The sequence below is a fragment of the Mycobacterium sp. MMS18-G62 genome (genome assembly GCF_053877835.1).
This window is the reverse complement of record NZ_CM132662.1, coordinates 639,720-654,908: the sequence shown is the minus strand read 5'-3', so window position 1 is coordinate 654,908 and position 15,189 is coordinate 639,720. Positions and strand designations below refer to the sequence as shown.

The 15,189-nt window shown below is 62.9% G+C and carries 14 protein-coding genes and 1 pseudogene; 8 read left to right on the top strand and 7 right to left on the bottom strand.

Annotation, left to right across the window (positions count from 1 at the left end):
* Positions 1-58: 58 nt before the first annotated feature.
* Complete coding sequence (locus ACWW36_RS03200) at positions 59-514, bottom strand: Zn-ribbon domain-containing OB-fold protein (RefSeq protein ID WP_456140164.1); 456 nt, start codon at positions 512-514, stop codon at positions 59-61.
* 102 nt (positions 515-616) lie between these two features.
* On the opposite strand from ACWW36_RS03200, the gene ACWW36_RS03195 reads away from it, so the two are divergent.
* Positions 617-1,327 carry an Mce protein gene (locus ACWW36_RS03195; RefSeq protein WP_456140163.1) on the top strand — a complete coding sequence of 237 codons (711 nt, stop codon included), beginning with the start codon at positions 617-619 and terminating at the stop codon, positions 1,325-1,327.
* Positions 1,324-2,010 carry a hypothetical protein gene (locus ACWW36_RS03190; RefSeq protein ID WP_456140162.1) on the top strand — a complete coding sequence of 229 codons (687 nt, stop codon included), beginning with the start codon at positions 1,324-1,326 and terminating at the stop codon, positions 2,008-2,010. The genes ACWW36_RS03195 and ACWW36_RS03190 overlap by 4 nt, the downstream gene beginning before the upstream one ends.
* Positions 2,011-2,780: 770 nt before the next feature.
* Here the strand turns inward: ACWW36_RS03190 and ACWW36_RS03185 are convergent.
* Positions 2,781-3,302, bottom strand: coding sequence for a DoxX family protein (locus ACWW36_RS03185; RefSeq protein WP_456140161.1), 522 nt, complete (start codon positions 3,300-3,302; stop codon positions 2,781-2,783).
* 853 nt (positions 3,303-4,155) lie between these two features.
* Complete coding sequence (locus ACWW36_RS03180; protein ID WP_456140160.1) at positions 4,156-4,386, bottom strand: (2Fe-2S)-binding protein; 231 nt, start codon at positions 4,384-4,386, stop codon at positions 4,156-4,158.
* A gap of 148 nt (positions 4,387-4,534) precedes the next feature.
* On the opposite strand from ACWW36_RS03180, the gene ACWW36_RS03175 reads away from it, so the two are divergent.
* The gene (locus ACWW36_RS03175) at positions 4,535-5,197 is read left to right on the top strand and encodes a nitroreductase family protein (protein ID WP_456142346.1); all 663 of its coding nucleotides are present in this window, start codon (positions 4,535-4,537) and stop codon (positions 5,195-5,197) included.
* Between the two features lie 320 nt (positions 5,198-5,517).
* Here ACWW36_RS03175 and ACWW36_RS03170 read toward each other — a convergent pair whose 3' ends face one another.
* Entirely contained in the window at positions 5,518-6,291 is a 774-nt protein-coding gene (locus ACWW36_RS03170) for an enoyl-CoA hydratase/isomerase family protein (protein ID WP_456142345.1), read from the bottom strand.
* A 244-nt stretch (positions 6,292-6,535) separates the two neighbouring features.
* Between ACWW36_RS03170 and ACWW36_RS03165 the strand changes: the two genes are divergently transcribed.
* Positions 6,536-7,681, top strand: coding sequence for a thiolase family protein (locus ACWW36_RS03165; protein ID WP_456140159.1), 1,146 nt, complete (start codon positions 6,536-6,538; stop codon positions 7,679-7,681).
* The gene (locus ACWW36_RS03160; RefSeq protein ID WP_456140158.1) at positions 7,681-8,484 is read left to right on the top strand and encodes a crotonase/enoyl-CoA hydratase family protein; all 804 of its coding nucleotides are present in this window, start codon (positions 7,681-7,683) and stop codon (positions 8,482-8,484) included. Before ACWW36_RS03165 ends, ACWW36_RS03160 begins: the two co-directional genes overlap by 1 nt.
* 596 nt (positions 8,485-9,080) lie before the next feature.
* On the opposite strand, the pseudogene ACWW36_RS03155 reads toward ACWW36_RS03160, so the two are convergent.
* Positions 9,081-9,429 (bottom strand): annotated as a pseudogene (locus ACWW36_RS03155) (alpha/beta fold hydrolase); the annotation flags it as partial.
* A 195-nt stretch (positions 9,430-9,624) separates the two neighbouring features.
* On the opposite strand from ACWW36_RS03155, the gene ACWW36_RS03150 reads away from it, so the two are divergent.
* Entirely contained in the window at positions 9,625-10,911 is a 1,287-nt protein-coding gene (locus ACWW36_RS03150; RefSeq protein ID WP_456140157.1) for an FAS1-like dehydratase domain-containing protein, read from the top strand.
* Positions 10,912-10,943: 32 nt separating this feature from the next.
* Positions 10,944-12,197: an acyl-CoA dehydrogenase family protein gene (locus tag ACWW36_RS03145; RefSeq protein ID WP_456140156.1), complete on the top strand. Its 1,254-nt coding sequence runs from the start codon at positions 10,944-10,946 to the stop codon at positions 12,195-12,197.
* Between the two features lie 343 nt (positions 12,198-12,540).
* On the opposite strand, the gene ACWW36_RS03140 is transcribed toward ACWW36_RS03145, so the two are convergent.
* Positions 12,541-13,746, bottom strand: coding sequence for a cytochrome P450 (locus tag ACWW36_RS03140; protein WP_456140155.1), 1,206 nt, complete (start codon positions 13,744-13,746; stop codon positions 12,541-12,543).
* Between the two features lie 99 nt (positions 13,747-13,845).
* Positions 13,846-14,037 carry a ferredoxin gene (locus ACWW36_RS03135; RefSeq protein ID WP_456140154.1) on the bottom strand — a complete coding sequence of 64 codons (192 nt, stop codon included), beginning with the start codon at positions 14,035-14,037 and terminating at the stop codon, positions 13,846-13,848.
* A 304-nt stretch (positions 14,038-14,341) separates the two neighbouring features.
* Here ACWW36_RS03135 and ACWW36_RS03130 point away from each other — a divergent pair, with 304 nt between their 5' ends.
* Positions 14,342-15,187 (top strand): enoyl-CoA hydratase/isomerase family protein, encoded by an 846-nt coding sequence (locus tag ACWW36_RS03130; RefSeq protein WP_456140153.1) that lies wholly within the window; start codon positions 14,342-14,344, stop codon positions 15,185-15,187.
* The last annotated feature ends 2 nt before the right edge of the window (positions 15,188-15,189 follow it).

The following is a 15,189-nucleotide window of genomic DNA, read 5'->3' as shown; positions in this document are numbered from 1 at the left end:
CGTGGGCGTTCACGCATCGATCCGCTTGTGAGTGATCGCAAAAGCATTGGCCCAGAGATCAACTCGACCGGAGTCGGAATAGCGGTACCCAGACGCGGCTGTTTTCGTCACCCGCCACGGCCGTCCAATCTTCGAAGAAGACCTCGACCGGCAAGCCGACGTGGATGTCGTCGGGCGTTACGTCGACCACGTTGGTGATGAGACGCACGTCGGCCTCGTCTTCGAGTTCCACCATGGCGACGATGTAAGGCGGCTTCAAACCGGGAATCCAGGGTTGACGGTTCACGGTGTACGCGGCCACGGTGGCCCGTCCGGACACCGGTTCAGCGCCGACATCGGTGCTGCGGCAGCGCCAGCACGACGGACCCGGCGGATGATAGAAGTGCCCGCACGCGCGGCATCGCGAAATCAGCAGTTGACCACGCGAACCGCCGGTCCAGAAGGCATGTGATTCGGCTGAGGGACACGGAGCTAGCCGAAAATCGGGCCTGCAGTAGGCGGTGTCGGTCGACATGATGCAAATAGTAAACTATATATCGCTTCAGGAGCAGAGTGCTGACATTGCGCTCAGGCTCCTCCGTACCGGCCAACCGGCCGATGGCCGCAGAAGGATCGCATGGCCCATAAAACAACCATCAATGGGGCGGAGATCGGCGAAACGACGTCGGAGGACCGCATCGCGGCCGAGGGTCACGAAATGGCGGATGCAAATGCCTCCGAGGACTCCGATGAGACCGGCAACACCTCGGCCGAAATTGCGGTCGACAACGCGGAAGCAGACCGCGACGCTGACGTTACCGATGACCCCGAGGCCGGCGAGCCCGCTGCGCCCAAGCCGCGGATGTCGCATGTACGGATGGCCGCCTTGGCGGGCATGGTGGTGGTGTTGGCTCTCGGCGGATTGACGGGGTGGCTCGGTTACCGGACTTATGAGTCCCGGGAGGCCCAGAACCTCCACAACTTATTCCTGGAGGTGGGTCGGCAGGGCGCGCTGAACCTCACGACGATCGACTGGGAGCACGCCGAAGCGGACGTGCAGCGGGTCGTCGATTCATCGACGCGAACGTTTCGTGACGACTTCCAGAAGCGGGCGACACCGTTCATCGAGGTCGTCAAACAGGCGAAATCTAAGTCCACGGGCCACATCACCGAGGCGGGAGTCGGGTCCGCATCCGACCACGAAGCACAAGTGGTGGTGGCAGTGAGCGTTAACACCTCCAACGCCGGCGCTCCGGAGCAGCAGCCGAGATCGTGGCGGATGAGGATTTCGGTGCAGAAGACCGGCGACGACGAAGCCAAGGTCTCGAATGTGGAGTTCGTGCCGTGAGGGGACGCAGATGGCCGGGTCCCGGAAAAGGACCCGAAACCGCGACCATTGATCCGGCCGAAGAAACGACCCACGACCAGACTGTAGGCGCAAGCGGCGATTCCGCTGACGCCATTGCCGTCGAGGGGACCGACGCTGCAGTCTGCACGTCTACGGAGGAATCCTCGAAAGAGTCGACGCCCGAAAGGGTCAAGCGGCACGTCAATTGGTCGCGAATCTTCGTATACGGACTGCTGCCGGCACTCGCCTTGCTGTTGGCGCTCGCCGCGGGATATCTCAAATGGGTGGACAACTCGGCGCGCACCGCCGATCAGGCTGGCAGGGAGTCTGTTCAGGCCGCCAAGGACAGCACCGTGGCGATGTTGTCGTACAAGCCAGACACGGTGGAACGGCAACTCAACGACGCACGCGGTCTGCTGGCTGGTGACTTCAAGGAGTCGTACACAGGCTTGATCAATGACGTTGTGATCCCGGGCGCAAAGCAGAAGCAAATCTCCGCGGTGGCGTCGGTCCCGGCGGTGGTGTCGGTAACGGCCGATGCCAACAAGGCCGTGGTACTGGTATTCGTTGACCAGACCACTACGATTGGCCAATCTGCCCCGACAGACACCGCCTCGAGTGTGCGGGTGACCTTGGAGAAGATCGACGGTCGTTGGCTCATCACGAAGTTCGATCCGATCTAAGGGGCAGAAGCTGGGTCCTCATGAAACCAAACGTCGTTGGGAAGAACCCTTAGGTGAGCCAATCCGGGGTGGTTGCGAAACCTACTGTTGTTACTAACGTTTCGGCTTGTGTTGCGCTGTAGGGTCGCGGCGGCGTACACGATGACGCTGGCGCCGGTCTGCAAAGGCCGCCGCGTGGTGACCGCCATTTTGGTTCAGGCAGTACAGCGCGGTGACATCGGCGACCGGGACTTGTCATTGGTGCCGACGTCATGTCGGCGATGGGACTAATGAGAGCGATCACCGGGCTGACGCTCGATGCCGGATTCCTACGCCAAGTCATCGATACGCTGATTTTGCCAGCTATTTATAACGCCGACGCGAGGCCAAGCAGCGCAGTCGCAACGGCAAGAAGTAGTCCAGGCCCCATCGGCTGTCAGGGAACTGCGTTGTGGCGGCTACCCGTGCTCGCGATCGTCGATGAGAAGCAGCCAGCCACAATCGATTCCATGGACTTGTGTTCACTATTCGGCCGCTGCTATCGCCGACGACTCGGCTCGGCCGCAGGAGTGTGCGGTATCGCACGCCGTCTTCGAGGCGTCGCCGAAGGTAGCGCGACGTACATCAGTGATCCGATGATGATCAACAGGTCGAACGCGGCCGTCCGCGGTCACGCAATGCCGATGGGCGCTCGCACAGTGCGAGCGCCGTGCCGACGCGGCGGTGCAATCCGACTCCGAATACCACCTAAGGGTTCGGCTTTCGGTCAAGCACGGGTTTGTGTGCGGTACTCAGAGTGGGGTCGACGCCGGCGGGCGCCAAAAGATTGCCAGTTGGCCGATGCCGCCCGCGAGGCCCAGGGTGAGTGAGATGACCATGCCCCACCAGCCGTGCAGATAGTTGTAGACGCCGGTTGCGTGGAACAATGTGTAGTCAAGGCTGAAGTCACCCGGTCCAATGGTGGCGATGGCTACGGCAGTGGAGGCGAGCACGAGGTTGTACTCCCAGCCTTCCTTCACGATGAAGAAACCGTTGGGCCGGTGGACAGTCCAGGCCGCGACGAACATCAGGGCCACGAATCCAGCCGCGGGGATCGGTGTCAGCAGCCCACCGGCCAGACTGACTCCGGCGGCCATCTCGGTCGTGGCCGCGATACGTGCGTGGAACTTGCCCGGCTTCATGCCCATGCTGTCAAACCAGTTGGCCGTTCCCTGCAACCCACCCTGGCCGAAGAACTTGTTGTAGCCGTGGGCAGCCATGGTGAGACCGACCACGAGTCGCAGGAGTAGTACGCCGACGTCGAAAGAAGTCATGAGCCCGCGCATAGAACATGCTGAAGCTGCCCGCGCATTCGGGCCGCATCCCTACGAGTGGTCCGTTGATGGCATTGGTGCACAACGGGTTCCAGAAACGTGCTACACCACCACCGATAGCCAAACAACACCGCGCCGCAGGCGCCCATCGCCGATGCCCTTTCCTTGATCGACTGTGATCGCTCGCGCTGCAGATGCGGTACGACCAACAGACCCTAAATAGGTAAATATTAGATGATATGGTAACGCAAAGCGCAATGGAGAATCGTGGCGGGCACTTGGGCAGATCGCTGAGCGGGGGCTGAATCGCTCCTTAGGTGAGGGGTGCAGTGTGGAAGATCCTCGCGGCATGAGTTGAGGGCTTCGAAGAGCTATGACGGATCTGAGCGTGCGGTCAATAATGAGACGGTGGCTGAACTCGCGCCGAAGGAGCGCGGCAATCAGCAGCCACCGTGTCGAGCGGAACTGCGACTTTCTCGGTGTCTATCTAGACGCCGCCCAGCCGACGGCCAGCCAGAGTTGTGATCGCGCAGGCAGCTATTCAGTGGTGACCCGCTGTTGTGGCCAGACGATCATTCTCTGCGCGTCGCACCTCAAGGCGGCGAGAGCATCTCATTGGGCGGAGCGCCTGCGCTGCCATCACCTCACGCACTCGTGGGATGAAGTGGTCGGTCAGCTATCGCGATGTTGAGGTCCGAGGCTGACGAAGCTTGAACGAGGCGGGCAATCGAAGTTGTCGGGCGCGGGCAATGTATCGCCATGCCGGTGCTCGCTGGGCGGCCCCGGGCTGCTGCTCGCCGGCTGACTATATCGTTGACAACGCTACCCTCAACCCATCGGCTGTCTCGTTCGATTATTGAGGCCGCACATAAGGTTTGACGGGTGCGTTGTGCGAGCGCTTTGCGTCTGCAGACCGCCGTTCTGCAATCCGGCCGCCGATTAGCCCTCGAACGGTCGCACGGCAGCGGCCGCATTCAGAGTCCGCTCCGCACGCTTGCGCCACTTCCTTGGACGAAGTTGCGCCCTCGTCGATCGCTTCGAGCGCCGTAGCACTGGTCACGGTGGAACAGAGGCAGACGTACATGAGACTGAGACGGGGCGCTGCTCGGCGAGATGGGCCTGCGCCTTCTCGACCAGATCGTCCTCGTCACTGCCGGAAATCGCCTCGCCGCAGGGGCAACTCAAGTGTGTCTTAGCCATACACATCACCTTCCAATGCCATGCTGGTCGATATGGAGATTTACGACGTCATGCGCACGACCGGTGCAGCCCGCAAGTTCAGCGGCGAGCCGCTGCCCGACGAGGTGCTCGAGCGCATCCTCGACAACGCGCGCTTCGCCCCGAGCGGCGGCAACCGGCAGGGCACGCGGGTGATCGCGGTGCGTGACGTCGAAACCCGCAAGAAGCTGGGCGAACTGTCCAAGCCCGGAGCCAGGCAGTACATCGCACAGATCGCCGCCGGCGAAGACCCGTGGAACCCCCTGCAGCCCTGCGGGATTGACCCCGCGGTCGTCGAGGCGACGCCGGTCCCCGACGGCATGGTCACCGGGACACTGCTGGGCGCCGAGGTGGTCCTCGTGGTGTGCCTGGATCTCGGCGTGGCGGCGGCATTCGATCAGCACCTGGATCGCATCGGCGTGATCAGCGGCGCGTCGATCTACCCGTTCGTCTGGAGCATCCTGCTGGCCGCGCGCAACGAGGGCTACGGCGGCGTGCTGACGACCATGGTGGTGGCGCAGGAGCCGAGGGTGCGCGAGCTGCTCGGCATCCCCGACAACTACGCGGTGGCATGCATGCTGCCGCTGGGCAAGCCCGTCAAGCAGGTGACGAAGCTGACGCGGCGTCCGGTCTCGGAATTCGCCAGCCGCGAGCGGTTCGACGGTCCGCCGCTCTAAGCGCGTCCAGCGTGGTGCGCCACGAGTGCATTACGCGAGCACAGATAGCGACCGCCAGACGCGGGATACCTTGACAGCAATCGGTTGACTTGCAACGGCTTTCGTTTAGCGGTGGTCTCGGCGGACGCGAGCCCGACGGGTGGATCACATACGTCGCGCCAAGCGGCAGATGATCAAACATCCCGCCGAGGTCGAGAGTTGCATCAAACATGTGCCCGGTGTGGTCGATGTAGCCATGAGCGGTGGTCCCGACGAGCGAATGACTCAGTCGGACAACGCCGTTGTGGTGAAAGATGCCGCAGCGGCGGTCGATGGCGTGCTCACCTCAATCGTGGCGCACGCTTGTTCGTTCGCGAATCGTTTTTCGCGCCCGGGTTGCCGATATGGGTGTAGGAGAGTCCGTGCCGCTGCGCGGTGGTAGGCGGCAGGTCGCGGGCCTCCCACATCGCCCGCACCGTACCTTGAATGGCTTGCGGTCGTCGCGCGGCGATCTCGGCGGCCAGCTCAGCGGCCCGAGTGCGAAGCTGATCGGCGGGCACGATTTCGGTCACCAGGCCGATGCGCAGCGCGGTCTGGGCGGTGATGCGTTCCTCGCTGCCGAGCAGCGCCCACCTCATCACTTCCCCGTAGGGCACTCCCCTGGCGAGCATGCCCATGGGTTCGAGGGCAGACACGGCCCCGCCGTTGGCGTGTGGGTCGAAGAAAGTGGCGGACTCCGAGCAGATCGCGAAGTCGCATTCGTTGACGAAGTACATCCCCCCGCCGGCGACGAGGCCGTGCAGCGCCGCGATGACCGGTTTCCACACCAATTGCGACTTCGGCCCCAGCATCACACCGGGGTCTTCCTGGTTGAAGACCGGCAGGTGGTACCACCACACCCCCTCTGCTACGTCGAGCCCCGTACAGAAGGCCCGGTCACCGTTCGCCTGCAGGACGGCCACATGGATGTCGTCGTCCTCACGGACCCGCCGCCAGGCCGAGGAAACCTCCTCGGCCATCTGTCGATTGAACGAGTTCATCTTCTCCGGCCTGTTGAGTGTCAGCGTGGCGATGTGGTCGCTGACATCGAACTCGATCGCTTCGAATGACGAAATGTCGGACACGAACACTCCTTGTGTATGCGGGCTTGACGCCCCCATTGATCCGCCGTGCTACTACGATAACTTAGTAAACTATGCCGCCGATGCGGCGCCGTTGGCGGTCTCTACGATGCGCTTGGCCGGCTGTGGACAGGTGACTGACCGAGGTGCTCGAGTTGCGCAGTAATGGCCCCGCCGTGAGGCCTCCCAAGACACCGAGCAATAATTAGTAATACATTCAACTGTTAAGGAGTAGGCAATGACTGAAGCCGTGATTGTTGAGGCGGTTCGGTCGCCGGTCGGTAAACGCAACGGCGGCCTGTCGGGCGTTCACCCCGCCGATCTGTCCGCGCAGGTGCTGAACGCGTTGGTGGAGCGCGCGGGCGTCGATCCGGCGCTGGTCGATGACGTGATCTGGGGTTGTGTGGGACAGGTCGGCGATCAGGCGCTCGATATCGCACGCACCGCTGTACTGACGGCGGGTTGGCCGGAGAGCGTGCCCGGCGTGACTGTCGATCGGCAGTGCGGGTCGAGCCAGCAGTCCGTGCACTTCGCCGCCGCCGGCGTCGCCGCCGGACACTACGACGTCGCGGTCGCCGGTGGTGTCGAGTCGATGTCGCGGGTGCCGATGGGCTCCTCGAGGGCTGCGGGCGGTGACCCGTACCCGCAGAAGTTCATGGACCGCTACGGGGTCGTCCCCAACCAGGGCATCGGCGCCGAGATGATCGCCGAGCAATGGAGCTTCGACCGAACCGCGCTGGACGAGTTCTCGTTGGCCTCGCATGAAAAGGCCGCCACAGCACAGGATTCGGGCGCTTTCGATGATCAGATCGTGGCCATCACCGATCAGGACGGCAACCCCGTGCTCAAGGATGAAGGCATCCGCCGCGGCACGCCGATCGAGAAGATGGCGCAACTGAAGCCTGCGTTCAAGGAGGGCGGGGTGATCCACGCCGGCAACTCCAGCCAGATCTCCGATGGCTCCGCGGCGCTTCTGTTCATGTCCGCGGACAAGGCCAAGGAACTCGGCTGCAGGCCAATCGCGAAGGTGCACACCGCGGTGTTGGCTGGTGCGGACCCGGTGATGATGTTGACCGCACCGATTCCCGCCACACAGAAAGCCCTGCGCAAGTCCGGGCTGACGGTCGACGACATCGGCGTGTTCGAGGTCAATGAGGCGTTCGCACCGGTGCCGCTGGCTTGGCTGAAGGACATCGGCGCAGACGAGAAGAACCTCAACCCGAACGGAGGCGCGATAGCGTTGGGCCACCCGCTGGGCGGCTCGGGTGCCCGCATCATGACCACGATGCTGTATCACATGCGCGACAAGGGAATCCGCTACGGCCTTCAGACCATGTGCGAGGGCGGCGGCCAGGCCAACGCCACCATTCTGGAGCTGCTGTAATGACGACAGAAACAGCCACCGAGCCCGCGGCCCTCGTCGAGAGGCGAGGCAACGTCGAGGTGATCACCATCAACCGGCCGGAAGCGCGCAACGCCGTCAACGGGGCGGTAAGCACCGCCGTCGGCGATGCCCTACAGCGTGCGCACGACGACCCCGAGGTGCGGGCGGTCGTGATCACCGGCGCCGGCGACAAGTCCTTTTGCGCCGGAGCCGACCTCAAGGCGATATCCCGTGGTGAGAATGTGCTTCACCCCGATCACGACGACTGGGGTTTCGCCGGTTACGTGCACCATTTCATCGACAAACCGACGATCGCGGCGGTCAACGGCATCGCCCTCGGCGGCGGTACCGAACTCGCGCTGGCCAGCGATCTGGTGGTGGCAGACGAAAGTGCGAAGTTCGGACTGCCCGAGGTCAAGCGTGGTCTGATCGCCGGTGCCGGCGGCGTGTTTCGCATCGTCGAGCAGCTTCCGCGCAAGATCGCACTGGAGCTGACCTTCACCGGAGAGCCGATTTCGGCGGTCGACGCAGGCAAGTGGGGACTGATCAACCGGGTTGTGCCCGACGGCACGGCGCTGGAAGCCGCCCTTGCCCTCGCCGAGCGGATCACCGCCAACGCGCCGTTGTCGGTGCAAGCCAGCAAGCGGATCGCGTACGGCGCCGACGACGGCGTGATCGCCACAGAGGAAGCGGCGTGGAGTCGCACGGAGCGGGAGTTCGGCGAGCTGCTGAAAACCGAAGACGCCAAAGAAGGTCCACTCGCCTTTGCCGAGAAGCGGCAACCGATTTGGAAGGCACGCTGAATTCACGGTGAGGCGACTGATTTTCGAGCGGGAACACGAGTAGCTGCGGGAGAGGACACGGGGGTACATCGAGCGCGAGGTGGAACCGAACGCCGAGAAGTGGGAATGGGAACGGAATCGTCGACCGGTCGGCTTATGTCGCTGCGGGCAGATACGGACTCATCGGGTTCAACATGCCCGAGGAGTACGGCGGCGGCGGGTCCGACGACTTCCGGTTGAATGCGTTATCAACGAGGAACTGTCGCGGTGGGGCCGGTAGCGCCGGCGTTCGCCGATGTCGAGTTCGGTGTCCATCTCGGCCAGCGCCGATCGGCTGGCTCAACGCGGTCAATGTCAGATCTTCGGGCGCCGGAGAACGCCGAGTCCGCGTGGCGCCGCGCTTGCCGCGCCGTCGAGTATCTCGATACCGCAACGGCGGTCATGCGGACGGTCGCATAGTCGGCCCTATTACTGCTTCGACTTTCACAGCTCAATGAGGCTGCACGCCAACGTCTTTGGATCACTGATCATCACGTCGTGACACGCTGGGACAGTGATCACCCGGTCAATCCATCTCAGCGAGACAGCATCGCAGCGCTCGGCGGTGTTGACAGGGCCAGGGTGCCCACGATGGCCGACCCCGGCGGCGGAACGAACGCGCTCACCAAGATCATCTCGCGTACCCTCGCTGAGCCGAGCCGCGCGACTACGCCCGGTATCATCACCCCAGCCATCGACTGGCCGCGCGACGACATGGCCGAGCCCCGCCTCCTCGATTTCGGTGCAGATCGAGTCCACCCAGTCTGCGATGGTGGCTGTCGTCAGATCGCCTGGCTTGCGTCCGCGACCCGGCAGATCGACTGCCAGCACCCGGAACTCCGGTGCCCGCCTTCGCAACTCGGCAACAGTGAGGTCCCAGCAGTCGGCGGCGTGTTCGCCAACGTGGACGAGTACTAGATCGGGCAGTTACATACGTGTGCAACTGCTTTCCTGACCTTCGCATCCGCCGGCGACTCGATGAGTCCTCGACAGCGAGCGTAGTAGCCGAATAATAAGATAAATATTTGTAGAGTTTACCTAGTCAACTAGGTTGATTAAGCGCGAACGGCCTGGAACGATGAGACATCGTGACCAGTGATCTGCGCGATTGAAGGGCGAGCTATGACTCAGACCGGAAGTACGAAATCATCGGAGGAACGGTTCGCCGAAGCGACTGCGTTCGAGATCGACCAAGCAGACGTGGAGAAGGACCGGGCTGCCCTCGGTGTGTGGGCCGCCTCGAAGTCTGAAGAACTGTTGTCGACTGCGACGCCTGAGGCGATTCGGAACTTCGCCCGCAGTTACGGTGACGACAACCCCCTCTTCACCGACCCGTCGTATGGGCGCACCTCGCGGTGGGGCGCGCAGGTCGCACCTCAGATCATGGCGGCGGTACTGAACGCACCGCTGCGCGGTGAGAAGCCGCCAAAGGAACTGCGCGGCGGAAGTTATCGCGGCATCCACGCGTTCGTATCCGGCGGCACCTGGGACTGGTACCGGCCCATTCATCCCGGCGACACCCTGTACAGCTTCTCGGGGCTGGAGTCGGTTGAGGAGAAGGTTTCGGAATTCGCTGGCCGGTCCATCATCCGGGTGCTGCGTGACGTCAAGATGAATCAAAACGCAGAGGTGGTCGGCGTCTACCGAACTCTGGTCATCATGACGGAGCGCAAGAAGGCTCGCGAGAAGGGTAAGTACTCCTCCATCGAAGAGCCTTCGTATACCAAGGAAGACATCGAGGCACTCGACGCTGTCTATGCGGCCGAGCAGGTTCGGGGCGCGGAACCGCGGTACATCGAAGACGTGGCCGACAATGACGACATGGGAACCATGGCCAAGGGGCCGCTGACGACCACGGACATGATCGTCTTCCATTGTGGCGGATATGGTTTCGTTCCCTACGGGCTCAAGACGGGTCGGTTGGCATACCTCAACAGGAAGCGTATCGCGCCCTTCTACATCGACAACGCGTACGGCGTGCCCGATGTTGCCCAGCGGGTGCACTGGGACTCCGAGTGGGCGAAGGCAATCGGAAATCCGCGCGCATACGACTACGGGGTGCTGCGGGAGTGCTGGATCCACCACTACCTGAGCGACTGGATGGGCGATCACGGCTTCGTGGTGCGACAGCATGACGAAATTCGAAAGTTCAACTATCACGGCGACATTCAGTACCTTACGGGCAAGGTCATCGGGAAACGTGAAGACGATGGTATGCACCTGGTGGATGTAGCGGTCGAGGTCCACAATCAGCGCGGTGAGCGCACCGCCACGGCAAAGGCCACAATCTCTCTTCCGAGCCGCGAACACGGTGCGGCGAGCCTTCCGCGGGTGCCCCGCGAATTGGAGCGCGACGCAGTCCGGATGCTTGAGCAGCACGGAGAAATTCTGCGAACGCCTGGCAAATGAGCAGCAAGTCATGTCTTGCGAGTAGCACCGATATGAGCATCGCCGAATCGCCTAAGGTGGTCGGGCTCGCGCCGCGCACCCAGGAGCGGATGACCCACGACGTATGGCTGCCCGACGAGATCGTCGAACTTCGATCGCACGCACGGGCAGCGGTGCAACGTCAGTTGGTTCCCCATGCGCGCGATATCGGGCAGCGCGAGGAGGCCGCGGATTCCTTTCCATGGGCCGCATTCCGTGGGCTCGCTGACGAGGGCTTGTTTGCGGTTCCGTTCGACGAAGAGTTCGGCCGCGGCCTGCGGCATCCCATGTTGGGCACATGCACCGTCGCCGAGGAGATCGCCTACCACTCCTCGTCGATGGCGGGTGTCTACGACGGGCAGTGCATTCTCGTTCCGCAAACGCTGACATTCGCCACCGAACAGCTACGTGCACGTTTGATCCCAGAATTGATCAGCGGGCAAACCGCGTTCGCCTTCGCCACCACTGAGCCCGATACCAGTTCTGACTTGACCGCCGAGCGCATGCAAACGGTCGCCGAGGAGGTGCCGGGGGGATTCGTGGTCAACGGACGCAAGCGCTGGATCACCAACAGCGTTGTCGCGGGCTGGGTCTCGGTTCTCGTGCGGGCTGGCGCCAGCGGCAACCGTGCCACGATGTTGCTGGTGGACCTCTCATCCGAAGGTGTTCGAATCGGCACGCCGGACCTCAAGATGGGGCATCGTGGTCAGATCACCGCCGATATCGTGTTCACCGACGTGTTCGTTCCCCATGAGAATCTGCTGGGCACCGTTGGGGGAGGGCTCGGCGTGGCACTGTCGGCACTCGTCCGGGGGCGGATCGGGATCGGCGCTGCCGGCGTCGGCGTGGCCCAAGCTGCGCTCGATCTCGCTGTCGAACGCCTGCGGACTCGTCAGGTCTTTGGCGGGCCGTTGGGAGCTATGCAGCACTGGCAGTTCACCATGGCTCAACGCGCCACCGAAATCGAGTGCGCGCGAACACTTTATCAAAAGGCGGCCACGCTGCTGGATCTCGGCGACCGCTCCGCCGAGCCTGAGGCAGCGATGGCGAAGGCGTACGGAACCCGGCTGGCCAACGACCTCGTACGTGAAGCCATCCAGATACACGGCGCCCTCGGTTTCGCGCGCCAAGTGGGTGAAACCGGGGAATCAGTGCGTCTAGAGGAGATGTACCGCGACGCCAAGATCCTCGAAATTTTCGAAGGCGCCAACGAGTTGCAGCAGTGGATCGTGGCCCGCCAATTGATCGGACGCGACATAACGGGGTGACCCCGCGACGATAATGTGATTGCCTATACCGCAGCCGTACTTGTTACCGGGCGCCCCAATGGCTCGGACGGCGCTTTTTGCCGTCGTACGATATCCAAGTCCGCTGCAACACAGAGGAAGTCGCGACATACCATTAGTGATCCGGCCATTTCATGAACAAGAGATCATCCATGCGATGGGCGTACGCGAATGCCTCGGGACCTGACGTGCGTGTCAGCCAGTTCCGATGCCGCCCTGACGGGAGATCCCGTCGTGCTCGAGAAGCCTACGTACCGGTTGTATTCGAGGCTTGTCGAAACCGGTCGCCACGAACTCGGCGCCGATGGCCGCGGACGTAGACGACTCAGACGAACTCGAGCTCGAGTTCCTTGATGCCGTGCATTGAACCGCGCTCCAGCGGCACGAACCCGTCTTTGATGCGGTAGTTCGGAATCCGTTGATGCCACTGCTCCATCGCGATGACAAGTTCTCGGCGTGCGAGTGCGGCACCGACACACCGGTGTGGGCCGAGGCCGAACGCTGGGTGCGGATTGGGTTGACGATCCAGCTGTGCGCGCATCGGGTCCGGGTACGAGCGCGGGTCGTGGGACGGCGACGAAACCGCCGAGAAGACCATGTCGCCCTTTTTCATCGGAACGCCGTGAAACTCGATGTCGCGCGCCACTTTCCGGCCCGGCGGGACGAATGAATAGAGTCGCAGCAATTCTTCCACGGCGGTGCGGATGATGTCGGGGTTCTCGACGATCTGACGGCGATCCTCGGGATGGGTCGCCAGGTGCCATGTCGAGTAGGTCAGCTGAATGGACACCGTGTCCAGGCCGGCCATGAACATCAGCAGGCAGAAGGACAGCAGCTGTTCGGTGGGAATCGGCTTGTCATCGATTTCCCAGGTGAGGCTGTGCGAGATGATGTCATCGCGGGGATCTTTGCGGCGCTTCTCGATGAGTTCGCTGAAGTAACCCATCACCTCCATCATCGCCGAGATCTGTCGCGAGCTATCGGGATCTTCGTCCGGCGTCGCATGCAGGATCTGCTTCTCCCATGTGAGAAACATCTGCAGTTCCTCGATCGGCCCACCGAACATGTCGAGGAAGACCGAGGTGGGATACCGGTCGGCGAAGTCGCGGCGGTACGCGCAACCGCCCTGTTCGGCAATCTCGGTCAACAGGTCGTTGCAGCGCGACTGCACCGAGGCATCGAGTTTCGCGAGATTGCCAGGCGAGAAGTACGGTGCGAGCAGCCGGCGCCAGGCGGTGTGCTCCGGGGGATCGAGCATCTGGGGAATCCAGAGGTACGGCGGATCAGGCATGGTCGGGACTGTCGCTGAGCTGGAGAACGTTTGGGGATCCGTGAGCATCTCGCGCACCATCTCGCCGTCGGTCAGCACCCAGAAACCCTGAGCCGCCGAGCTGCGCAGAATCGGACCGAGCTTTCGCAGCTCCGTCATTCTCTGCGCGTGACCCAGCACAGGTGACTCCACGCCGTGGTTGAAGTCCACCACCGGTACGCCCTCGTACAGGCCCTTGGCTGCGGTCTCTGCGTTGGTCATGTTCGGCGGAGCTCCTCGTTGTTTGGCCGCACTGTCCTGGCGACTGCCGGCGCAGCATTGAGAATACTCTAGTGGCCCACTTGCGCGGGTGGGCCCAAATCAGTCGAGAATCTCGACTGCGCGCTCCGGGCAGGCGGCAGCGCCGAGTCGTGCCTGTTCCTCCGACTGAGGATCAACGACGGTATCGAAGGGAATGGCGTATCCCCGATCATCGAGTTCGAACACTGCGGGAGCGTTCGCCGCACACTGGCCGTGACCGGTGCACTTGTCCGGATTGATCCGAACTTTCATTTGCCCTCCAAAGACGACGGGCGCGGCAACCCACGCGCTCCTATGGCATAAAGTATCCGCAATAACCCGCATCGTGCAATCGCAGCCGATGGTCAGAAGCCGTCTTTCCATGGCCACCTGCGGACGCGAATTGAGTGCACCGATCAGCCCCCGCAGTGGTCCCGACCGCTTGCCAACCGTACGTCTTAATCGTCTAAAGTATCCTCAATAGCCGTTGCGATCACGCATAGACGGCGGTCGACGGATAGGTGAGCACGCAGGTGATCGGTCTCGAAATCGGGTGTGACGCCGGGACGTGGACGGCATGACGGAGGCAGAGGCACAGGTGGCCGAGGACGCGACCGGCCTGCGCGTCCATCGCGACGGACCGGTTCTGCGGCTGACGATCGCTCGGGAAAAGACCGCCAACGCACTGGCCGCGAGCACGATCACGGCGCTGCGCGACGCGATCGAGGAAGCCGGGCGCTCCAACGAGTTCCGAGTCGTCGCCCTGACCGCGGTCGGCAAGAACTTCTGCACTGGCGTGGATCTTGTCGAGGCGAATACCGAAAAGAGAACCGACGCACAGGAGGGACCGGTCCGTCCACGCATCGGCCACCTCCAACGCGGAATCAATCTCGGCGCTCACGAGTTGGTTCGCGCATTCAGCGAACTGCAGCTGCCCGTGGTGGTCGGCGTCCGCGGTTGGGCGGCGGGTCTGGGTAACACCCTGGCATTGCTGTCCGACTACATCGTGGCCGCCGACACCGCGAAGTTCTGGACGCCGTTCGTGGGGCGGGGATTCACCCCGGACAGCGGCTCGACATGGCTGCTACCGCGGCTCATCGGGTTGCCCAGGGCAAAGCAGATGGTGCTTTTGGGCAAGCCGGTCGACGCCGAGCGCGCCGAACGTTGGGGAATGATCACCGAACTCGTCTCCGACGACGAGCTGGACAACCGCGTCGAGGAAGTAGTCGCCGAGTTCGCGGCAGCGGCCACGGTGTCCGTCGGCCTGGCCAAGGCCATGCTGCATCGCCATCTCGACGCCAACCTCTCCCAGGCGCTCACGCAAGAGGCGCTGACAGAAGAGATTTCGCTACGCAGTGCCGACTTCAAAGAGGGCATCGCGTCGTTGCGCGAGCGGCGCCCGCCACGGTTCGACGGACGGTGAGA